The sequence below is a fragment of the Micromonospora sp. WMMA2032 genome (genome assembly GCF_002688545.1).
GTDB classification, from domain to species: Bacteria; Actinomycetota; Actinomycetes; order Mycobacteriales; family Micromonosporaceae; genus Micromonospora; species Micromonospora sediminicola.
In genome coordinates this window covers 6,462,772-6,483,319 of sequence record NZ_CP024052.1, presented here as the reverse complement: position 1 = coordinate 6,483,319, position 20,548 = coordinate 6,462,772, and the positions used below count along the sequence as shown (strand labels likewise).

General features: G+C 70.7%; 17 protein-coding genes. 5 read left to right on the top strand and 12 right to left on the bottom strand.

The window, feature by feature from the left end; translation table 11 throughout:
* The 8 genes from CO540_RS30065 to CO540_RS30030 form a co-directional block, all read right to left on the bottom strand.
* The coding region (locus CO540_RS30065; protein WP_305777700.1) for a four-carbon acid sugar kinase family protein at nucleotides 1-552 on the bottom strand (552 nt) is incomplete at its 3' end.
* A 79-nt stretch (nucleotides 553-631) separates the two neighbouring features.
* The gene (locus CO540_RS30060) at nucleotides 632-1,036 is read right to left on the bottom strand and encodes a VOC family protein (RefSeq protein WP_157779020.1); all 405 of its coding nucleotides are present in this window, start codon (nucleotides 1,034-1,036) and stop codon (nucleotides 632-634) included.
* 2 nt (nucleotides 1,037-1,038) lie between these two features.
* Nucleotides 1,039-1,953, bottom strand: a complete 915-nt coding sequence (locus CO540_RS30055) for a carbohydrate ABC transporter permease (protein WP_099160213.1) — start codon at nucleotides 1,951-1,953, stop codon at nucleotides 1,039-1,041.
* Entirely contained in the window at nucleotides 1,950-2,906 is a 957-nt protein-coding gene (locus CO540_RS30050) for a carbohydrate ABC transporter permease (protein WP_099160211.1), read from the bottom strand. Before CO540_RS30050 ends, CO540_RS30055 begins: the two co-directional genes overlap by 4 nt.
* A gap of 5 nt (nucleotides 2,907-2,911) precedes the next feature.
* Complete coding sequence (locus tag CO540_RS30045; RefSeq protein ID WP_099160209.1) at nucleotides 2,912-4,234, bottom strand: ABC transporter substrate-binding protein; 1,323 nt, start codon at nucleotides 4,232-4,234, stop codon at nucleotides 2,912-2,914.
* 233 nt (nucleotides 4,235-4,467) lie between these two features.
* Nucleotides 4,468-5,292, bottom strand: coding sequence for a hypothetical protein (locus CO540_RS30040; RefSeq protein ID WP_099160207.1), 825 nt, complete (start codon nucleotides 5,290-5,292; stop codon nucleotides 4,468-4,470).
* 931 nt (nucleotides 5,293-6,223) lie between these two features.
* Nucleotides 6,224-8,026 carry a glycoside hydrolase family 6 protein gene (locus CO540_RS30035; RefSeq protein ID WP_099160205.1) on the bottom strand — a complete coding sequence of 601 codons (1,803 nt, stop codon included), beginning with the start codon at nucleotides 8,024-8,026 and terminating at the stop codon, nucleotides 6,224-6,226.
* A gap of 1,351 nt (nucleotides 8,027-9,377) precedes the next feature.
* Nucleotides 9,378-10,835, bottom strand: coding sequence for a family 43 glycosylhydrolase (locus tag CO540_RS30030; RefSeq protein WP_157779199.1), 1,458 nt, complete (start codon nucleotides 10,833-10,835; stop codon nucleotides 9,378-9,380).
* Nucleotides 10,836-11,056: 221 nt separating this feature from the next.
* Here CO540_RS30030 and CO540_RS30025 point away from each other — a divergent pair, with 221 nt between their 5' ends.
* Nucleotides 11,057-12,355 (top strand): hypothetical protein, encoded by a 1,299-nt coding sequence (locus tag CO540_RS30025; RefSeq protein WP_157779198.1) that lies wholly within the window; start codon nucleotides 11,057-11,059, stop codon nucleotides 12,353-12,355.
* Nucleotides 12,356-12,668: 313 nt separating this feature from the next.
* Here the strand turns inward: CO540_RS30025 and CO540_RS30275 are convergent, their stop codons facing one another.
* Together CO540_RS30275 and CO540_RS30010 are read right to left on the bottom strand one after the other, a co-directional pair.
* A complete protein-coding gene (locus tag CO540_RS30275) occupies nucleotides 12,669-13,580 on the bottom strand; it encodes a hypothetical protein (protein ID WP_157779197.1) in 912 nt (303 codons plus the stop codon).
* A 76-nt stretch (nucleotides 13,581-13,656) separates the two neighbouring features.
* Entirely contained in the window at nucleotides 13,657-14,439 is a 783-nt protein-coding gene (locus tag CO540_RS30010; protein ID WP_157779196.1) for a GerMN domain-containing protein, read from the bottom strand.
* Between the two features lie 179 nt (nucleotides 14,440-14,618).
* Between CO540_RS30010 and CO540_RS30005 the strand changes: the two genes are divergently transcribed.
* A complete protein-coding gene (locus CO540_RS30005; RefSeq protein WP_099164499.1) occupies nucleotides 14,619-15,137 on the top strand; it encodes a sigma-70 family RNA polymerase sigma factor in 519 nt (172 codons plus the stop codon).
* Nucleotides 15,138-15,274: 137 nt separating this feature from the next.
* Here CO540_RS30005 and CO540_RS30000 read toward each other — a convergent pair whose 3' ends face one another.
* The gene (locus tag CO540_RS30000; RefSeq protein ID WP_157779195.1) at nucleotides 15,275-16,099 is read right to left on the bottom strand and encodes a hypothetical protein; all 825 of its coding nucleotides are present in this window, start codon (nucleotides 16,097-16,099) and stop codon (nucleotides 15,275-15,277) included.
* Between the two features lie 151 nt (nucleotides 16,100-16,250).
* Nucleotides 16,251-16,619: a hypothetical protein gene (locus CO540_RS29995; RefSeq protein WP_099164497.1), complete on the bottom strand. Its 369-nt coding sequence runs from the start codon at nucleotides 16,617-16,619 to the stop codon at nucleotides 16,251-16,253.
* A 164-nt stretch (nucleotides 16,620-16,783) separates the two neighbouring features.
* Here CO540_RS29995 and CO540_RS29990 point away from each other — a divergent pair, with 164 nt between their 5' ends.
* The 3 genes from CO540_RS29990 (at nucleotide 16,784) to CO540_RS29980 (ending at nucleotide 20,530) form a co-directional block, all read left to right on the top strand.
* Nucleotides 16,784-18,178 (top strand): efflux RND transporter periplasmic adaptor subunit, encoded by a 1,395-nt coding sequence (locus CO540_RS29990; RefSeq protein ID WP_253866297.1) that lies wholly within the window; start codon nucleotides 16,784-16,786, stop codon nucleotides 18,176-18,178.
* A 67-nt stretch (nucleotides 18,179-18,245) separates the two neighbouring features.
* A complete protein-coding gene (locus tag CO540_RS29985) occupies nucleotides 18,246-18,956 on the top strand; it encodes a response regulator transcription factor (protein WP_371682257.1) in 711 nt (236 codons plus the stop codon).
* A 2-nt stretch (nucleotides 18,957-18,958) separates the two neighbouring features.
* On the top strand, nucleotides 18,959-20,530 hold the full coding sequence (locus CO540_RS29980; protein WP_099165030.1) for a cell wall metabolism sensor histidine kinase WalK: 1,572 nt from the start codon (nucleotides 18,959-18,961) through the stop codon (nucleotides 20,528-20,530).
* The last annotated feature ends 18 nt before the right edge of the window (nucleotides 20,531-20,548 follow it).

Genomic DNA, 20,548 nt, shown 5'->3' with positions numbered 1-20,548 from the left:
CTCCCGCAGCGTCAGCAGCTGCACGGCCTCGCGCGGGATCCGGCCGCCGCTGCGCTCGGCCACCCAGTCGGGCAGGTCGGACGAGCCGAACCCGAACGTGGCGTCCCGGGCGTACGGCGTCCGGCCCACCGGCGTCCAGCCGTCGGCATCGGCCACCCAGTGCCGGCCGTCGACGGTCACCCGCCCGCCCTCGATGAAGGCGGGCACCAGCAGGACGCCGTCGAACCCGCCACCGAGACCGTCCGCCAAGGCCATGGTCTCGTCCGGGAAGTGTCCGCGCAGGGTCGAGTCACCCCGACTGACCACGACGACCCGACTCCGCACCGACTCGGCCGCGGCACGGATCTGCCGGCCGGTCCTGGTGTTGATCTCCGCGGCCCGGGCCGGATCGAGCGACCGCGAGTTGGTCAGCAGGAACAACGCCGGCGGTCTGGAGGAGAGTTCCCGGCGATGGCGGCGGCGTCCATCGGGTGAGCACCGGCACCCCGTGCACGTCTGCGTGCCGGTCGGGTCGTCGTCGAGGACGACGACCGTGCGCCGTTCGGCGGCGATGCGCTGTGCCAGTGGCGGTACGAAGGGCTCCGCCCACGGGGCGGGCAGCCCGGCCAGGTCGGCGCGGTCGACAGGTGACTCATGAGCCGGTCAGCTCCACCTGGACGCCGCCGGAGCGGCGCGGATCGAGGAAGACCGAGCGCCGGCCGCGGATCCCCTGGTGCGGCGCCGGCTGGTCGGGCGGGACGCCGACGCCGTCGCCGTGCCAGGCCACGTCGACCGAGTCCACCGCGAAGCAGAGGTGGTGCAGGCCGGCACCGTGCCGGTCCAGCCACTCGTGCAGCGGGTGCGGCCGGACCAGCGGCTGCACCAGTTGCAGGTGGACGTTGCCGAGGTCGAGGTGGGTGAGCAGGACCGTGTCGTCGTTGACCACCTCGGCGTGCGTGACGGCGAAGCCCAACCGGTCCCGCCACAGCGCCAGCGCCTGCTCCGTGTCGGGCACCACCAGCCCGACGTGGTCGAGCCCGCGAACCTGCTCGCGCATGCTCATCCCTTCACCGCTCCCGCGGTCAGGCCGGACAGGTAGTAGTCCATGAGGAAGGAAAAGATGATCACCACGGGCAGCGCGCCGAGCAGCGCACCGCCCATCAGTTGGCCCCAGGCGAACACGTCGCCGACCTGCAGTGCGTTGACCAGGCCCACCGCGACGGGCTGCTTGTCGGTCGAGCGCACGAAGGTCAACGCGTACAGGTATTCCTGCCAGCAGAGGGTGAAGGCAAAGAAGAACACCGAGACCACGCCCGGCAGCACCAACGGCAGGTCGATCACCATCATCGCCCGCAGCCGGCTGGCGCCGTCGATCCGGGCGGCCTCCGCCAGTTCGACCGGCAGACTCTGGAAGTAGCTGGAGAGCATCCAGGCGATGAAGGGCACCAGGAAGGTCAGGTACACCAGGATCAGCGCGCCGAGGGTGTTGCCCAGGTGCAGCCGGTTGACCACGACGTTCATCGGGATGAACAGCAACGCCGGCGGGAGGAGGTAGGTGGAGAAGACGATCACGCCCACCACGGCGCCGCCGCGGTACCGCAACCGACCCAGGCTGTACGCCGCCGGCACCCCGATGACCAGGGCGATCGCCGAGGCCGACAGCGCCACGATCAGGCTGTTCAGCGTCCAGGTGAGGAACTTCGTCTCGGTGAGCAGCTCCCGGAAGTGTTCCAGGGTGAGCCCACTGACCGAGAACGGCCGGTCGGCGACCCGGTAGAGGTCCGATCCGGTGCGCAGCGAGGTCAGCGCCATCCAGACGAACGGGAACAGCGTGAAGACGGTGAACAACGTCATCGTGACGGTGATCAGCAGTCGGCGGCCCAGTTTCAGGCGGCGCAGAACCCGTCCGGTACGCGGCGGAGGCGCGGGCAGGGGTGGCCGGGCGGCCCGGCCGGACACGGTGGTCATGGTCATTTCGCCTTTCGTCGCATCACGGTCAGTTGCAGCGCGATGATCGCGGCGAGCGCGGGGAACACGAAGAACGAGATCGCCGAACCGGAAGCGATGTCCGCGCCCCGGATGCCGGTGCGGAACGCCAGCGTGCTGATCAGGTGGGTGCTGTTGACCGGGCCGCCGTTCGTGAGGATCCAGACGATCTGGAAGTCGCCGAGCGTCTGCACGAACGAGAAGAGGGTGACCACCACCAGGATCGGGGTCAGGTGCGGAAGGATGACGTACCGCAACCGCTGCCACGCGCTCGCGCCGTCGACGACGGCCGCCTCGACGAGTTCCTTGGGTACGGTGGCCAGCCCGGCGAGGATGATGATCCCGAAGAACGGGGCGCCACGCCAGATGTTGACCGTCTGCACGGCGGCCATCGCCCAGCCCGCCTCGCCCAACCACGGGATGTTGCCGTCCACCAGCCCGGCCTGCCGGCCGAGGTAGGTCAGCACGCTGAAGTCCGCCTGGAACATCCACATCCAGGCCAGCACGCTCAACGACGAGGGCACGACCCAGGGCAGCAGGAACGCGGCCCGGAAGAACCGGCGGAACCGACGGACCTCGTTGAGCGCCAGCGCCATCACCAGGCCCAACACCAGCTTCGCGAGCACGGCGGTGACGGTGTAGTTGAACGTGTTCCACATGGTCCGGGCGAAGACCGGGTCGTCGAGCAGCTCCAGGTAGTTGGTCAGCCCGACGAAGGAGACCGAATCGCTGCCGAGTGACTTGTCCGTCAGGCTGAACCACACGGTGAGCACCAGCGGATAGCCCACCAGCCCGAGGACCACCACCGCCATCGGCAGGACGAGCAGGTAGCCCAGCGGGGTCTCGCGGTCCAGGAAGGACCACCGCTCACGGGCGGCCGGAGGGCCCGGCCGGGCCGGGTGTCGCGGCCCCGCGGCCCGGTCCACTGTGCGTACGGTCATCGACGTCAGCCCCCGTACACCTTCTTGAGCTCACCCTCGGCGACCCGGATGGATTCCTCCGCGCTGGCCTTGCCGCTGATCACCCGGGCGAACATGTTGACGATCGTCTGGTTGTTGTACGCCTGGGCCGACTGCCGGGAGGCCGGCCCCGGCCAGCCCGGCATGTGCCCGCCGGCGGCCAGACCCTTGAGTCCCTTGAGCTTGGCCTCGGAGTTCCACGGCATGGTGGGCAGGTCGTCGTAGCCCTTCAGCAACGGGGTGTAGTAGGTGAGCGCGATCTCGGCCAGCTTGCCGAGCTGCGCCTTGTCCATCAGGTGGCCGAAGAGGTCCTTGGCCGGTTCGATCCGCTTGCTGTGCGAGAAGATCGCCAGCGAGTTCATCTCGACGAGCTGTTGGTGACCGGCGGGGCCCTCGGGGTAGCGCGCGTGGCTCATGTTCTTCGCGACGTCCGGAGCCTGCTTCTGCGCGGTGTACCAGATGCTGGTGGCGTTCTGGGTCACCGCGATCTTGCCGGCGAGGAAGCTGGTGTTGTTGCCGCCCTCGTCGTAGGAGGAGATCTCCGGGGCGCTCGCGGCGGCCAGGTCCTGCATCACCTTGATGGCGGCGCGCGTCTCGGCGCTGTTGATGGCGACGGTCTTGCCGTCCTTCTCCACCTCGGCGGCCCCGTAGGACCACAGCAGGGAGTAGGCGACGCTGGCCGAGTCGTTCGGCCCCGCCTGACTCATGGTGAGTGCGACCCGGGGAAGCTTCGCGTCCCGCAGCCGGGTCGCGGCCTCGACGAGACCGGTCCAGGTCTTCGGAAACTCGGTGATCCCCACCTGCGCGAACAGGTCGGTGCGCCAGTTCATCACGTGCGCGGTGTAGGCGCGCGGAACGGCCCGCCACCGGCCGTCGACGACGCAGGCGTCCCGGGCGACGTCGTACCAGCCGCCGTTGCGTTCACCGATGGATTCGCACAGGTCGGTGAGGTCGACCAGGCGATCCGCGTAGATGTGCGCCTGGTTGGCGAAGAGCTCACCGAGGTCCTCGCCGGCGCGGGACTCGACGACCGCGGCGATCTGCTCCCGCCATTCCTTGGCGAAGGTCAGCTCGACGGCCCCGTCGTGGGAGTCCGCCCAGGCGGTGGCCTGCTTCTGCTGGAGTTCGTGGATGGCGGGGATGAAGCTGGCGCGCATCAGGCCGGTGAGGCTGGCTCCGCCGAGCGACGTCCCGCCGGCGGTCGAGGTGCCGTCCTCGCCACAGGCGGCGAGGGCGACGGTGAGGCCGGCGCCGAGGCCGAGGCTCAGCGCGTGGCGGCGGGTCAGGCCGGTGCGGCTCAGGTGTGCCATGGCTCCTCCAAAGAGGGGGCGAGAAGGTGTGGTGGGGGTGCGGAGGTCGATCGCGTCGGCCCGTTCCGATGTCTCGGGGAGAGCCGTCGTCGGGGCCGACTGTCGGGCGGTGACGGACGAGGGCGCCACTGTCAGTCAGCCCGGTGGCTCGGGAGCAGCCCGCGGCACTGCCCGGGCGGTGGGCGGGGCGGCGTGACCGCGGGTGTCGCCAGCGGGCGCCACCCCGTCCACCCTCACTGCAGGAAGTTGCGCAGCTTGGTCGCGTTGCCGGAGTCGTCACCGGTGATCAGGTAGTACATCATTCCGGCGTCGGAGACATCGCCGTTCTTGTTCATCACGTTGTTGACCACGTCGTGCACGTAGCGCAGACCCGGGTCTGCCGAGTTGGCCATCCAGGACCACCTGGCCTCGCCGCCGTTCGTACCCAGGCCGGCGTTCTGGTCCGGGATGCGGGTGTACCGCACCTGGGGGAAGTCGCGGCGGATGTCCGCGAGGTTCCAGATGTTGTCGTCGTCGTCGTGGTTGTTGTTCCAGTCGGAGTGGGAGATCAGCGTGACGTGCGGGTGGACCGCAGGGTTAGAGGCGTCCAGCGCCCGGTGTACGACACCCATCGGCCCGGCGCCGATCAGGCAGAGCCGGCTGCTGGCCGTCGAGGCATCGATCTTGTTCTTCAGGTGGGTGACCGCCCGGCCGAGATCGGCCTGGCTGTTGCGGAAGATGACGCCCGTGTCGTAGCCGAACCGGCTCGCGGTGCCCTCGGTCGCGGTGACCATGTCCCGCTCCCAGCTCGCGGTCGAGCTGCCCAGGTGCGAGTTGTAGTCCCAGTGCACCAGGCGGGACTGCTGGCCCTTCTCCGCGAGCAGCGCGAGCGCCATCGCGGAGGCGCCGATGTCGTCGCGGTCGTGGTAGTTGCCGTCGGAGCTGACCGCGATCCGCTCACACGGGTAGTTGAGCGCGGGTGCGGCCGCGTGGGCGGCCACCGCGCCGGGACCGAGCAGCGTGACGGCCGCGACCGCCGTCGCGGCGACGCGCCACCCCCTGCTGAACGCCTTGTTCATTCGACCTCCGTTCGTCGATGCGAACCTGACGGATACGTTGTATACAGTGAACACGGACAACGTCAATGGAAACTTTGTGGCAATACCTCGGTAACACTGCGCAACCGAGGTGGCGACCAGAACCGAGGACGGGCCACGAGGGTCAGCGCGATACGACGCCCGAACTGCAACACGGTTGTTCCATGGGCGGTCGGTCCGCCCGTCGACGAACTCCGCCCGGCGGGCCCGGACGCCGGTGAACACCCCGACCCGCCCCCGGGGGTTTCATGTCACCGCCACCCCGGCGCCGTCGATGAATCATTTCAGCCTTCGCTCGGCCCGGACGATCGCCGGCGAGATCCGCGACCGCCTACGGATACGCTGCTCAACCGACCTTCCGCGGAGTGACGGCTCCGGCACTGTCATCGGTGATCATCGCGCCAGAATTGAGATGCGTGGATGAGCATGGCAGCCTCGGGCCCACCGCCCGACTCCGTCCGACCGAACGGGTGCCGCACGCACCACCGGCCTGCGACCCGCTCCACACGGCGGTGGTGACACGTACCGGCCCTCGGTTGGGCGAGCCGGGGGCCGGTACCCCCGCGTGCCGGCGAGATCGGGCGGGTGGCATCGAGCAAGCCCGTCGTCGTGCGCGGCCCACGGTGCGGAAACCGGCGTTGCCCATCGACGAGTCGGGCGGTTTGGACGACCGCGCGGAGGCCCAGCCTTCTGGCGCGGTCGGCCAGCAGCCGGTGGTGGACGGGGGCCTGGCCGGTGAGCAGGCTGGCCCAGGCGGGGCGCCGGCGCGGTCAGCTTGCCGGCCTGGACGACGTTCTCGTTCGCACCGGTCACCCCAAGCGTCCCTGACCCCGGCCGGGCGGCCGGGATCAGGGACGCGGGAACTACCGCGAGTGGTGACGTGCCGGGTTCGAGCGACCGACGCGCACCGGAATCAGGACAGCGCCGGGTAGGCGTTCTGCATGAGCTGCGCGAACTGCGCCGGGAACCAGGCACCGGAGATCGGTGCGTTGGGCAGGGCCCCGGTCATGCTGTAACCGTTGCGGGCGTTGCCGGTGTAGGTCGGGTCGCACATCCGGTCGAAGCCCTTGCCCTCGTCGTTCGGGATGGCGGTGCTGGAGCCGTCCGACTCGCCCGGCGGCTTCACCCAGACGTAGGCGTCGATGCCCGGCTCGGGGTTCGCCCGAGGCCGCTCACCGAGACCCGCCCCGGCCTGGTTGCACCAGTTGCCGGCGTGGATCCGGCGGTCGATGCGGCCACCGTTGACGTAGGCGTCGACGTTGGTCATCGGGCCCGGGCCGGTCGGCCGAGCGGAGCCGCCCCAGCCGTTGCGGGAGGTGTCGATCAGCATGCCGATGTTGTTCCGGAAGCCCTTGGAGATCAGCTCCTGCCGGAACGCCTGGGCGAACGAGAGCTCGTCGACGTAGAAGTTCCAGTCCACCCACTTGGACTGCCGCACCATCTGCCCATTCACCGTGTCCGTGACCTTGAAGTACGGCTCCTTGAGGGCGGAGTAGTTCGCCGTGTTGACGATGAAGCCGGTGACGTTGTCCACCGTGCTGCCCGAGGCGATCGCCGCCTGGTGCAGCAGGGTCGCGACGGGGCTGAAGTTGCTGTCCCAGCCGATCCAGCCGTGGTGGGCGGCGTCGATGTAGTTGTAGACGTTGCCGATCGCGCCGAGCTTGGCCAGCGCGTAGCCGACGCCGTTGATGTACGCGCCGTTGGCCTTGACCGTGTCGCACATCGCGGTCGCGCCCGGGCTGCCGCCGGTGTTGGTGTGCAGGTTCGGGATCGAGTCGATCTCGATGATGTTGACGATCCGGAGGTCCTTGTACTTCGGGTCGGCCTGGATCGCGGCGATCGGGTCGATGTAGTCGGACTTGTACTTGGGCAGCTCGTTCGGACCGAGCTCACCGTTGGAGGCGAGCGCGGCGCAGTCGCGGCCGGGCAGGTTGTAGATGACGAACTGGATGTAACCGGCACCCTGCCGCAGCGCCTCGTCCAAGTGGTCCCGCACGCCCATCGCGCCGTTGGAGCTGCTGTCCGGGGTGCCGTTGATGGCGGCGATGCGGTCGAGCCAGACCGCGGTCGGGTTGTTCGACACCCGGTTGCCGCCCGCGACCGACTCGGCCTTGGCCTTCCACTCCGGGTTCACGTAGCCCCTCACCCCGGCGTACGGGTTGTCCACCTTCGGTCCGGGCGGGGTCGTCGGGCCGGTCGGCGACGGGGTCGGGCTAGTCGTCGGCGACGGACCGGTGGTCGGGCTCGTGGTCGGCGACGGGCTGCTGGTGGGCGGTGTGGTCGGAGTGCCGCCGTTGCAGACCGTGCCGTTCAGCGTGAACGACGTCGGTTTCGGATTGCTGCCACTCCACGAGCCGTTGAAGCCGAGGCTCAGCGTCGCGCCGCTGGCGACGGCGCCGTTCCAGGACTCGTTCTGGGCACTGACCTCCCGGCCGGACTGCGCCCACCGTGCGGCCCAGCCCTGCCCCACGCGCTGACCGCCGTCCGGGAAGGTGAATCCCAACGTCCAGCCGTTGAGGGCGTCGCCGACATTCTTGATGGTGACCGAGGCGGTGAACCCACCCGGCCAGTCGTTGGTCGAGTAGGACACCTCGCACTGGGTGGCGGCCTGGGCTGCGGTGACGGGCAGCGCTACCAGCCCTCCCGCGACCAGGACGCCTGCTCCGGAGAGCGCGACCGCCCGGCGTGAGCCGGAAAGCCTTCTCCACACGTTCATTTGCACAGATCTCCTTCGGGACGGTACCGGGCCGTGGGAGGCCCGGTCGATCGACCCGGCGGGCAGCCGAACGAACGGCCCACCGGTGTCATCGACGTTGTTCCTGAGGTGCCCGACCCGGACGGGCGGTGGTGGTGCGATGGCGTCGACAGTGACGCGATGAGCAGGTCGGCGGGTAGGCCATCCGGAGAACCGGTGCCCTTGACCTCCCGCCGATGTGCCGTTTACGAGCGGCCCCTAAGCCCCACAACTGTCACACGAGCGCGCTTCCATTGCAATAATCCAAGAGAGTAATTTTTCTCGGTCACATCTGGCATCAAAATAAGCGCGGAGCCGGGCACTCATGCAAAGCGAAGAAAGCCGCGCGCAGTCCACTGCCGACCGTCGCTTCGCCCAAAGTTAGCAGCTCAGGGCAGCCACAACGCTCGTCGAAAAGCGAGCAGCCTCCAACCCGAAAACTGTCACCGACTCGTCACGTCACCGGTAAGACTTAATGCGCACCGAAGACTCAGGTCAAAGTCCCCCATCCCCTGCTTTTGGTGCACGAGATTCGAGCGACGAAAGCGACGCCGTCGCCGTGAGCGGTTTTTTCTGCTGACGTCGAGATCCCGCGCCGCGCCACACCGGCGGGAACCGGGGACTGTGCGGGAGTGTCTTCGCCAGAGGCCGGCGGCAGGACACCCGCGCCGACACGTCGACGCACCTTCGAGACAACCGGAACGGTTGGGCCGAGGTGGTCACTCGGCACGCCGGGACCGATCGACGATCGGCGGCTTTCTCCGGACCGCGATGGGGCTCGCCGCGGCGCCCGTCGACCCCGGGCCTCTGCAGCGCGACCACACTGAATGCCTGATCGGGGCACCTGATCGCCATGTTCAGCCAGATTGCTCCGGCGGCGGTCGGACCAGGTGGATCGAGTGCCGGCAGGCGGCACCCTGCCGATCGGTGCTCGCCGGCGCGTCGCAGCCATGGTCCATCACTGCGGCACCCCGGCGTAGTCGCCGTCGCACGAGGTCGGTACGGCCCTCCCCGGGATGCGCTCACCCGGGCAGCAGCAACGACGACGGTGGTCACCGTCGTTGCCAGCCAGCTGCCGATATACACGGCCCAAGCATCGTCAGAGCACGTACATACGGGCCACATCTTCGATCCCCTCACCCCACCCCACCGCCCCTGACCTGCGACGGCGTAGATCGAGGCTCTGAAACGTCCACGCAATCGAGCGACTCCCCGACCGACGTCGGGTGTCCGGCCGAGCGGGATCCCGTCGAAGGCAGCCGGGTAGCCACCGCCGGCGACGGCGTTCCGCCCGGCCGTCCTGCCCGGGCGGAACGCCTGGTGCACGTCGCCGTCAGCGCTGGACCACGTCGAAGAGATCCAGGTTGAGCAGGTAGTCGCCGGCGCCCTCGAAGGTGAGGGTGAGGCGCTGCTTCGTGCCGGCCCTGAGGTCGACGTCGGCGGCGACGACCTGCCAGGCCGTCCAGCCACCGGTGCCGCGGACGGTCGTCCCCCCGACCTGCGCCTGGCCCTGCTTGACGCTGATCCGGGCGCCCGTCGCCGCCGACGCGTAGCGGAAGGTCAGCCGGTGGCGGCCGGAGGCGGCGACGTCCACCTCGTACGTGACCGAGGAGCCGTCGGTGACGTACCCGATGCTGCGCCCGTCGGCACCGGCGGTGGTCTCGATGCGAACGCCGCCCGTCTGCGCGGTGAAGTCCTCCGCCTGGATGCGGCCGGGGACACCTGGCGGGTTGGCGCCGCCCGGCGAGGCCACCTGCCTCACCCCCGTCGTGGTGTGCACGACCTTCTTCAGGCCACCGTCGGCGCGGAAGTGCAGGTAGTCCACCGAGGCGTTGCGGCGGTATCCGGCACCGGGCTCACCGGCGGCGTTGGTGTAGTTGCCCACGTGGTAGAAGTAGTACCACCTGTCGGCGTACCGGATGATCGAATGGTGGTCCTGCGCCCCGGCCGGGCTCGGCCCGACCGCTCCCTTGAGCTGGCCCGCGCCGCCGAACGGGCCGTACGGTGAGCTGCCGGTGGCCCAGAAACCCTGATCGCTCTCGCCCTGCCAGTCGGTGTAGGTGAAGTAGTAGGTGCCGGCCTTCTTGAAGACGAAGATGCCCTCCTTGTGGTTGGTCGCGCCGTAGCTGACCACCCTCGGGCTCTCGGCGAGTTCAGCCATGTTGCTCTTGAGTTTGGCCACGTACGGGACGTGCCTGGTCTGCCCGCCCTCGTTCTTCCAGCCGCTCCAGTACAGGTAGTAGTCGCTGCCGTCCTGCAGGACCATCGGGTCGATCCCGGAGATGTTCGGGATGTGACGGCCGCTGTCGGCGAACGGCCCCGCCGGGCTGTTCGCGGTGGCCACACCGATCCGCCAGATCCCGCTCCTGTCCTTGTGCGGGTAGAACAGGTAGTTCGTCGTGCCCCTGCGGGCCGCGCCCGGCGCCCACATGTAGCCGCGGGATCCCCAGCTGACGTCGCGGGAGTGCAGGATCTCGCCGTGGTCGGTCCAGTTGACCATGTCGGTGGAGGAGAAGACGTGGTAGCCGTCCATCCCCGAGTAGTTCGTCGAGGTGTCGATCGGCGGCCGGTCCTGGGAGGTGTACATCCACACCCTGCCGTCCCACACGTGGACGTCCGGATCGGCCCCTCGGATGTTCGTCACGATCGGGTTGCCGGAGGCCACCTCGGCGGTCGCCATCGCGGCCTGCTGTTGTTCGGCGTCGGCGGAGGTGATGCCGGCGACCGCCATCCCGAACACGGTGACGGCGCTGACGGCTGCGGTGAGCAGCCTCCCTCTTCTGTGCACCACGGAACTCCTTCTCGGGCCACCGGCCTCGTCGACCCGACGGCCGGCACGGGGTTGCTGCTGACGGTGCAGAACACTCCGCGCTGCCGTGGACGGTTTCGTCGCAGCAGCACCGAATCCGGCGTTCCCCCGGTGAAACCTGGGCCGCTGGCGCGACGTGTCCTCCTGCGATCGGTGCTTCCGCCGATCGACGGAAGCCGAACGAGTACTGAGGAGACACGACGATGTCACGACGATCCTGGCGTCAGCTGGCGATTGCCGGCCTGCTGGTGGCCGCGGGTGGTGGGGCCTGGGCGGTGGCCCCGACCGCCTCCGCCGACGACGCCCCCCGCATCACCCAGCTCGCCGGTGTCACCGAGGGCGCCACGCTGAGCGGCACCGCCCGGATCGAGGCGCGCACCAGCGGCACGGTCGACCGGGTGGAGTTCTCGCTCTCGGGCGCGAGCACGGCGACCTGGACCGAACGGGATGCGCCCTACTACTTCCTGGGCAACAACGGCACGGTCGTGCCGGGCTGGAACGCGGCCGCCGCCCCGGACGGCGCGTACACGCTGGCGGTGCGGGCGATCGGCCCCGGTGGCACCGCCCAGCAGACGGTACGGTTCACGGTCGGTCAGCGGGTCGGCGCGCCGGGCGCGACGCCGGCGACCGGCGGCGACGTGAGTGCGGCGAACCCATCGGTCAGCAACGGGGTGGCGACGTTCACCGCGAACAAGGCCATCGGCAAGCTGTCCGTACCGGACTCCTGGACGGAGATCGTGATCGGCGCAGGGGTGACGCTGAAGGGCAACTTCTTCATCCCGGCCAACCGCACGAAGGCGCTGACGATCACCGGCCGGGACAAGCAGACGTCCCAGTTGACCGGCGACGGCCCGCACGTCAAGGACTACGCCCGGGCCGGCGTGACCACCGAAGCGAAGATCAAGCTGACCCTGCGCACCTACACGTCGGTCAACCCGCGCTTCTACCACATGTGGGCCAAGAACGCGCATGTCGTCATGTCGGGCATGCGGTACCTCGACACCCGGGACCTGGGCAGCAACAACTCCGACGGCTTCAGCGGCGGCGACGACTCGCTGATCGAGAACACCCTGATCGACACGTGGGACGACTCCGCCAAGCTCTACACCGGCGACCTCACCATCCGGGACACCACGATCGTGCACAACCGCAACGGCGCGCCGATCCAGATGGCCTGGGGTGACTACGGGAAGGGCACCGCGATCCTGGACGGGCTGACCGTCATCTCCAACTCGTCCGACGGCTACAACCAGGGCGTCTTCTCCTGGGCCGGCGGCACGCAGGCCGACACCCGGACGATCCGGATCGTCGGTGCGGGTTTCGTCCGCAAGGTCAACCCGGGCATGGTCGAGGCGCCGCTCTACGCGTTCAAGGACGGCGTGAAGAACAAGACCATCCGGGTCGAGGGCGGCGACTGCGCGGTGGTGCGCAGCACCTCCGCCAACACCGTCCAGGGCGTCAACACCTCCGGCAACAAGGTCGTCGTCACCGGCTGCGAGTGACGGCACCACCGGGTGCGGAGCCGGGCCGTTACCCGACTCCGCACCCGGAGTACCACCACCCTCACCGCAGCGGCGACCGCGATGGTGGCGGGTATCTGGATCCTCCGCACTTCTTCGGTGGCGACGACGACGGGTCGCCCTTCGGATGGGACAGCCGGACGGTGCCCGAGGGGAGGTACTCCCTGACGGCTGTCGCCAGCAGAGGATCCATCACGGCCAGGCGCAGCGTCACATTCGCCGTCGACCAGGACGGCCGCCCGACCCCGCCTCCCGCCGAGCCGGCGCGGAACCGCCGGCCGGGCGGGGCCGGTCCTCACCTCAGTGTGTCGATGACCTCCTGGAGGCGGCCGGCACTGCGGGAGAAGGCCTTGTCGTTGCGCAGGCGGTGCGGCTGGTACTCGTCGCCCAGCCCGCCGAAGGTCTCGACGGCGCCGTTGTGTCCACTATGGATCCGCTGACCGTCGGCGACTCGGTCGAGCATCATCGTGACGATGTCCGCGGAGATCCCGCCGGCCGCGGCGACCAGCTTTCGGAGGTTCTCGCTCCAGTTGCGGCCGTACTCGTCGTCGATGTGCGCCTCGGCCGCGAAGAACGGGCGGTAGAGCGTCGATCCGAGTGCCATCGCGGTGTACATCTCGAAGTAGCTGATTCTGTCGTCACCCGGCAGCAGGCCTTTGCCACCGAGGTCGGTGGAGACCGTGGCCACGATGGAGCTGAGGTGGGTGCGGAGAGCGGCCTTCTGCGCGGCGCTGAGCCCGGGGTGGCCGTTGGCGCCCGGCTCGGTGCCGGTGACGATCGCGATGTACCGGTACGCGTGGTTGGCCTCGAACTGTGACAGCCCGGAGACCATGTACAGCCGTCCCTGCGAGGTGTTCTTGCTGGTGACCGGCAGCCGTGGGGTCGTGGATGCCCTGGTCGTCGCGGCGGAATCGGGTCTGCTCGGCGCACCGGAGGCCGGGGCGCCGCTGGTGCGCTGCGCTACCGAGGCGCTCGGGACCGGGGCCGGCGTCGTCGTGACCGCGACGGTGACCGGCGGCGTCGCCGATGGAGCCGATGACGCAACCCGGGCGTCGCCCGGCTCGCACCCGGCGCCCGCCCCGGCGAGGGCAACGATCAGCATCAGCGCGACGACCTGCGGCCGCCGTCGAATGGCCGGTACGAGGCCGTGGGTGCCAAGGGGAACGGGCGGCCTGCTCTGATTCTGGTGTTGGAGGTTCACACCCAATGGCACTCCGCGGGCCGGTGCCAGGTTTCACAGCTCGACCCGTTCGGTCAAGCGTGGGAGGTCGCCGAGCGGGTGGTCACTCGGGAACCCGGTCGTGCAGCAGATCGACGTAGAAGGCTCGCTGGTCACCGCGGATGGAGAAGCGCGTCTGCTCGATCCAGCCGAACTGTTCCAGGGTGCGGCGCATCGGCTCCAGCAGCTTGGTCTTCTCGCAACTGTCGTTCGGAGCGAGGATGCCGTCGAGGTCGGTGAAATCCGCCCGCGCGTTCGTCCCGTCCAACCTGAGGTAGCGGAAGCGGTGGGCGTCACCGTCGAAGGCACTGCTCAGGCCGGCGGCCCGATCGGCCGGCGAGGGGCCGTCGAGCAACGCACGCAGGGCCTCCCTGGCGACGCTGCGGGCCGGGACCTCCCGGGTCACCGCGACGACCTGCGGGCAGCGCCGACCGACCTGTTCACGCAACAGGAACAGCTTCACCCGACGGGTGCCGGCGGTCGGCTCGGTCGCCGGTTGGATCGGGCCGTCGGTCTCCCTGGGCCGGGCGCTCGCCGTCGCGGTGGACGGGACGTCGGAGGGGCGGGGCGGCGAGGGCACCGGCGCCGGTGAGGCAGGGGTCGTCGGCGCGGGCGCGGCGAGCTGCGGCTCGGGCGGGGGTGCGCCCATCCCGGCGACCACGCCGACGGGAACGGCCGCCATCGCCACGGCGGCCAAGCCGGCTGCGGCGACGGACCGGATGCGGCGACGGCGGACGCGGTGGCGCAGGTCGCCGAGATCCGGTGGACGCGCGGTGTGGGCGGCGGTCCCGGCCATCCGGCGCAGCGCGTCACGCGTCGCCTCCGAGTCCGGAATTCCGTCAGTCACCGCCACCTCCTCGGGGCGTAGCCGTCGCCCTTCCACTGTTTGACGCTGCCGCATTAATCACATACGGTGCGATCGTTATTTAAGCGGATGAGTACGACAGTGTCCAGGTCGGATGGTCGCCGCACGGCAAGCGCCCTGGATCCGGGGATGCGCACTGCGAACAGGTGTCGAAGGGTCCGATGTCGACAGATCGGGAGTTCACCGAGTTCTACCTGGCGACGTACCGTCGACTGGTGGGCCAGCTGTTCGTGCTGACCGGTAACCATCACGACGCCGAAGAGCTTGCCCAGGAGGCGTTCTCCCGTGCGCTGCCCCGGTGGGCGAAGATCAGCGGCTACGAGGTGCCGGAGGCGTGGGTCCGGCGGGTGGCGTTCAACCTCGCGTTCTCCCGGCGTCGCCGGGCGATGCGCGGCGCGGCCGCCCTGCTGCGCCTCGGCAGCGATCGGGCCCACGACCACGACAGCACCGACGGCGTCGCCGTCACCGAGGCGCTGCGGGCGGTTCCGGTACGGCACCGGCAGGCACTGGTGCTGCACTATGTCGTCGACCTTCCGGTGCGGGACGTGGCTGTCGAGCTGGGCGTCCCGGAGAACACCGTCAAGACGTGGCTGCGGCGGGGCCGACAGCAACTGCACGCGGCGCTCCGGGTGGACGAGACGACCGCGACCGGCGACCTCCTCGCCCACCTTCGCCCCTGAGCAGAACCGGGTGGAGCACGGCGTCACCGCCGCACCCCACCCGCTCAGCTCACGGTGCTGCTGTCGACGTCGAGGGAAGGCCCGACCCGCCGGTACAGGCCAGGCGCAGCGGAACGGTCACCGCCCCCCGCCCGCCGTCACCGCAGGAAGTTGCGCAGCTTGTTGGCGTTTCCGGAGGCGTCACCCGTGATCAGGTAGTACATCATCCCGGCGTCGGAGACGTCGCCCTTCTTGTTCATGACGTCGTTGACCACGTCGTGCACGTACCGCAGCCGCTGGTCGGAGTCGTCGGCCATCCAGGCCCACTTCCCCTCGCCGCCACCGGTGCCCAGACCGGCGTTCTGGTCCGGGATCCGCTTGTACTTCACCTGGGGGAAGTCGCGGCGGATGTCGGCGAGGTTCCACCGGTTGTCGTCGTCGTCGTGGTTGTTGTTCCAGTCCGAGTGCGAGATCAGGGTGACGTGCTGACGCGCGGCGCTGTTCGAGCCCTGCAACGCCCGGTACACCACGCCCATCGGGCCGGCACCGACGAGGCAGAGGGTGTTGCCGGCGGTGGAGGCGTTGACCGCCGCGCGGAGGTGGGACACGGCTGCGCCGAGGTTCGTCTGGCTGTTGCGGAAGATGCCGGCCACGTCGTAGCCGAACCGCCCGGCGACGCCCTCGGTGGCGGTGACCATGTCCCGCTCCCAGCTCGCGGTCGAGCTGCCCAGGTGCGAGTTGTAGTCCCAGTGCACGAGCCGGGACTGCTGGCCCTTCTCCGCGAGCAGCGCCAGCGTCATGGCGGACGCGCCGATGTCGTCGCGGTCGTGGTAGTTGCCGTCCGAACTCCAGGCGATCCGCTCGCAACCGAAGTCGAGAGCCGGCGGCGCAGCCTGCGCGGGCTGCCCGGTGAGCGCGACGGCGGCGCCGAGCCCGAGGGCACAGGCGGCAGCCGCGAGGCCGGGGCGGTTGATCCTTGGCATCAGTGGTCCTTCCGGTACGAGGGTGCGGTCGCCGCCCGGCCGGGACCGGATGCTGTCGGCCCGGCCGGACGGCTCACAGACGGACACCCCGACCCATGGTGGAAGGTTTCACCGCCACCACGGGTCAACTGCCCGGCATACCGCCCTCGGGTCAGCCGTCGCCGCGCCGGCCGCCCTGCGGGCGTGAGCCCTCGCAGGCCTGCTGAGCGCTCGCCCAGGTGGCGTCGTCGACGTCGGCCGGCCGTAACGCCTCCAGCCCGCCCTGGCGGTTCCCCTCGGCCGGCTGTCCCGAGGGTCGGGCGGTGGGTCGGTTGCTCGGTCGGGCCGTCCGGTCCCCCTGCCCGCTGCGGCCGGGTCGGGCCGAGGGCAGGTCATCGGGTACGTCGATGCCCTGCTCGCGCAGGCACGCCGCGTACGCGGCCAGCCCACCGGACGCCGGCGGGGTCGGGTTCGACTGCTCGGCCGCCGGTTCGCCGCCGCAGCCGGCCGCGAGTGCGAGCAGGGCGGCGCCGACCGCCACGGTCAGGGCCGGTCGTCGATGGATGCGGGGCATGTGGCTCTCCTCGGGTCTCGGGTGCGGGCCCACGCCCGCCCGACCGGGTCAGCAGAGACGACCAACCTCCGGCGTCGCTCCGACGGGCCTGGGAGTCGCCTCGGAATGGTGGGCTGTGAGGTAACTCCGAGGTGCGGCCGAGTTCTCTGTCAGCAAGTGGGTCGACGATCGCTGCCATGGGCATCCACCTGCACGTGTGGCGGGCGGTCCGGCGCCGGCCGGTACCCGCCGTCGCCGCCGCCACGTTGGTCGCGGTCACTGTCGCGGCGGGGGCGGTCGCGTTTCCCGGCGACGCGGATCGGACCGCAGCGCCGGCGGCGACCGTACGGGTGGACCGGGGTGAGGTGACCTCGGCGGTCGCCGCCACCGGCTCGGTACGGCCCGCGGCGAGCCGTGGACTGGCGTTCACCGCGGTCGGCACCGTGACCGAGATCCGGGTCCGCCCGGGGGCCGACGTCACCGTCGGGCAGGTGCTCGCGGTACTCGACGACGAGGAGGCCCACGCCGAGGTGACGCGCGCGGAGCAGGCGCTGGCCGACGCACGCGCCGCGCTCGACGACCTCGAGGCCGAGGATGAACCGGACACCCTCGCGTGCGCCACGTCACCCGTGTCGGACACGCGGGGAGACGGCGCGGGAGGTGCAGCCGGCGCCGCCACGGCGGGCGACACCGCCCGGACGACGCCATCGGGCGACCCGGGGTCACCCACACCGAGGCCCGAGCCTGACCAGCCCTCGCCGTCGGCCACCCGGTCGGCCACACCGACTCCCACGGGATCGTCGGCCGCCCCCGTCAAGCCCTCGCCGAGCGGAACCGGGAAGGGGCCGGCGGCTAGCGCGTCGACCCCGGCGTCGGCGGGCCCACGAGGTTGCCCGGCGGAGCCGGGTGGTTCGGGGCCGGGCGGGAACGCCGCCGGCGCCGACCCGCTGCTGCGGGCGCACCAGCAGGTGACGGCCGCGCAGCTGGACCTGGCCGAGGCGGAGGATCGGCTGGCCGGCACGACCATCACCGCGCCGGTCGCCGGACGGGTGCTGTCGGTGGCCGGGCCGGTGGGAACCCGGGTGTCGGCGGGTGCGCGCTTCATCGAGCTGGCGGTCGTCGACGGGATGCAGATCACGGCGACCTTTCCGGAAGCCGACGCCGGGCAGATCACGGTGGGGCAGGCCGCCACGGTGACCCCGGCCGGACGGCCGGACACCGAACTGGACGCCGAGGTGGTCGAGGTGGACCCGGTGGGCACCAGCGACGGTCAGGTGGTCCGGTTCGGGGTCCGGCTCGCGCTGGACGGTGCTCCGGACGATCTGCTGATCGGGCAGAGCGCCGCCGTGCGGATCCGGATCGCCACCGTCGCGGACGTCCTGCGGGTCCCGTCCGGCGCGGTCGAGATTCGGCCCGACGGGTCGGGCACCGTACTGCTCGCCGGGGCGGCCGAACCACGCGCCGTCGTGATCGGTGTGCGGGGGGACCAGTTCGTGGAGATCAGGTCCGGCCTCGCCGAGGGTGACCTGGTCCTCGCCACCGGATGATCTCGCTCAGCTCCGGAACAGGTCGCTCCCAGCTCGCTCCGAGGTTTCCCCGATAGACCTGGCAATCGTGTCTGATCGCCGTACCCGTGTGCTCGTCGTCGACGACGAGGAGAACATCCGTGCCCTGCTGTCGGCGACGCTGCGGCTGGTCGAGTTCGACGTGCGGGTGGCCGGCGGCGGCCATGAGGCGTTGGCCCTGGCCGAGGAGTTCGATCCGGACCTGGTGGTGCTCGACGTGATGCTGCCCGACCTCGACGGCTTCCAGGTCGCCCGGCGGCTGCCCGGCACGGGGGCCGGGGTGCCGGTGCTGTTCCTCACCGCGCGGGGCACGGTGGAGGACCGTATCTCCGGGTTGACCGTCGGGGCGGACGACTACGTGACCAAGCCGTTCAGCCTGGAGGAGGTGGTGCTGCGGATCCGGGCGATCCTGCGCCGCAGCCGCGCCGACGACGCGCCGGCGCCGGACGGCGTGCTGCGCTACGCCGACCTCGAACTGGACGAGGACGCGCACGAGGTCCGGCGCGGCGGCCGCGTCGTCGAGCTGTCGCCGACCGAGTTCAACCTGCTGCGGTACCTGATGGTCAACGCCGGCAGGGTGGTCAGCAAGGCGCAGATCCTCGACCGGGTGTGGAACTACGACTTCGGCGGCGACGGACGGATCGTCGAGTCGTACATCTACTACCTTCGCAAGAAGATCGACGTGCAGGCCCCACCGCTGGTGCACACCGTCCGAGGCGTCGGCTACACGCTGCGGGTGCCTCGCACGGGGGGTGGGTGACGGTGGGACGCCGTCGCGCCGTCCGCGTGCGGCGGCTGCGCCGCTGGGGACGCTGGACCCTGCGGTCCCGGCTGGTCGTGGTCGTGGCAGCGCTGACCGCACTCGCGCTGGTCGCGGCGAACGCGGCCGGGCTGGTGCTGCTGCGCCGAACCCTCACCGACCGCATCGACGACCAGCTCACCGCGGTGAGCCGGCCGTTCACCCGGGACACCGTCCCGACCTACGACCCGCGCGAACGCACGCGCGTGCTGCCGCGCGCCCGGCTCGGCCCGGAGCAGGTGGTGCTGCTGTACGGCCCGGACGGCAATCTGGAGGACGTCCGGCGCTCCGACGAGTCGACCACGGTGCCGGTGGTCGAGCCGTACGACGGGCTCGTCGCCCGTGCCACCGACGCCCGCCCGTACACCGTCGAGGCCACCGACGGAACAGCCGCCTGGCGAGCCTTGGTGGTCGAGCGTGGCGACGACCGGGGCATCGCGGTGCTGGCGGTGTCGCTGCGTGAGGTCGAGGAGACCACCGACCTGCTGCTGCTGATCGACGCGGTCGTGATCGTGGTCGTCCTGATGCTGCTGGCGTCGCTCGCCGCGGTGGTGGTCCGGCTCGGCCTTCGGCCGTTGACCCGGATGGAGCAGACCACGGCGCAGATCACCGGGGGCAACCTGGCGCGCCGGGTGCCGGACGCCGATCCGCACACCGAGCCGGGCCGGCTCGGTGGGGCGCTCAACCTGATGCTGGACCGGATCTCCACCGAGGTCGCCGCCCGCCGCGAGTCGGAGCGGCGGCTGCGGCAGTTCATCGCCGACGCCTCACACGAACTGCGCACGCCACTGACCTCCATCCGGGGTTTCGCCGAGCTCTACCGTCGGGGCGGAACGCCACCGGGTCCGGAGTTGGACGAGACGATGGCGCGGATCGAGGCCGAAGCCGCCCGGATGGGCCTGCTCGTCGAGGACCTCCTGCTGCTCGCCCAACTCGACCACGAACGCCCCCTGCGACGCCGGCCGGTCGACCTGCTGGCCGTCGCCGCCGACAGCGTCCGCGACGCGCACGCCCGCGCACCCCAGCGGCGGATCCGTCTGGTGGCCCTCCACGACGACGACGGGTTCGAACCGGTGATGGTCAGCGGCGACGAGCACCGGCTGCGCCAGGTGGCCGCCAACCTGCTCAACAACGCCCTGCAGCACACGCCGCCGCAGGCCCACGTGACGGTCCGCACCGGGCGACTGCGGGGTACGCCGGCCGGACCGCCGCCCGTCACGGCGGTGGGAGACCCGCTGCCCGCCGCCACGCCGGCCGCGGTGCTGGAGGTGACCGACGACGGGCCGGGCCTGGCCACCGACCAGGCCGTACGGGTCTTCGAGCGGCTCTACCGCGCCGACCCGAGTCGGGCCCGCGGCAGCGGCGGGTCCGGCCTCGGCCTGTCCATCGTGGCGGCCCTCGTGCGGGGACACCAGGGCCGGGTCGAGCTGCTCACCGCCCCCGGCCGGGGGGCCACCTTCCGGGTCCTGCTGCCCTCGGTGCCCGACGCCGACCGCGACGAACTGGTCGACCTGCTCCGCACCATCCACGGCTGATCCACCGGCGGCTGTGCG

What these genes read in the sequence shown, in the direction of transcription:
- CO540_RS30000 (WP_157779195.1), bottom strand. Translation starts at nt 16,099, where the DNA reads ATGCCAAGGATCAACCGCCCCGGCCTCGCGGCTGCCGCCTGTGCCCTC.
- CO540_RS30025 (WP_157779198.1), top strand. Translation starts at nt 11,057, where the DNA reads ATGTCACGACGATCCTGGCGTCAGCTGGCGATTGCCGGCCTGCTGGTG.
- CO540_RS30050 (WP_099160211.1), bottom strand. Translation starts at nt 2,906, where the DNA reads ATGACCGTACGCACAGTGGACCGGGCCGCGGGGCCGCGACACCCGGCC.
- CO540_RS30045 (WP_099160209.1), bottom strand. Translation starts at nt 4,234, where the DNA reads ATGGCACACCTGAGCCGCACCGGCCTGACCCGCCGCCACGCGCTGAGC.
- CO540_RS30060 (WP_157779020.1), bottom strand. Translation starts at nt 1,036, where the DNA reads ATGCGCGAGCAGGTTCGCGGGCTCGACCACGTCGGGCTGGTGGTGCCC.
- CO540_RS30055 (WP_099160213.1), bottom strand. Translation starts at nt 1,953, where the DNA reads ATGACCATGACCACCGTGTCCGGCCGGGCCGCCCGGCCACCCCTGCCC.
- CO540_RS30005 (WP_099164499.1), top strand. Translation starts at nt 14,619, where the DNA reads ATGTCGACAGATCGGGAGTTCACCGAGTTCTACCTGGCGACGTACCGT.
- CO540_RS30035 (WP_099160205.1), bottom strand. Translation starts at nt 8,026, where the DNA reads ATGAACGTGTGGAGAAGGCTTTCCGGCTCACGCCGGGCGGTCGCGCTC.
- CO540_RS30040 (WP_099160207.1), bottom strand. Translation starts at nt 5,292, where the DNA reads ATGAACAAGGCGTTCAGCAGGGGGTGGCGCGTCGCCGCGACGGCGGTC.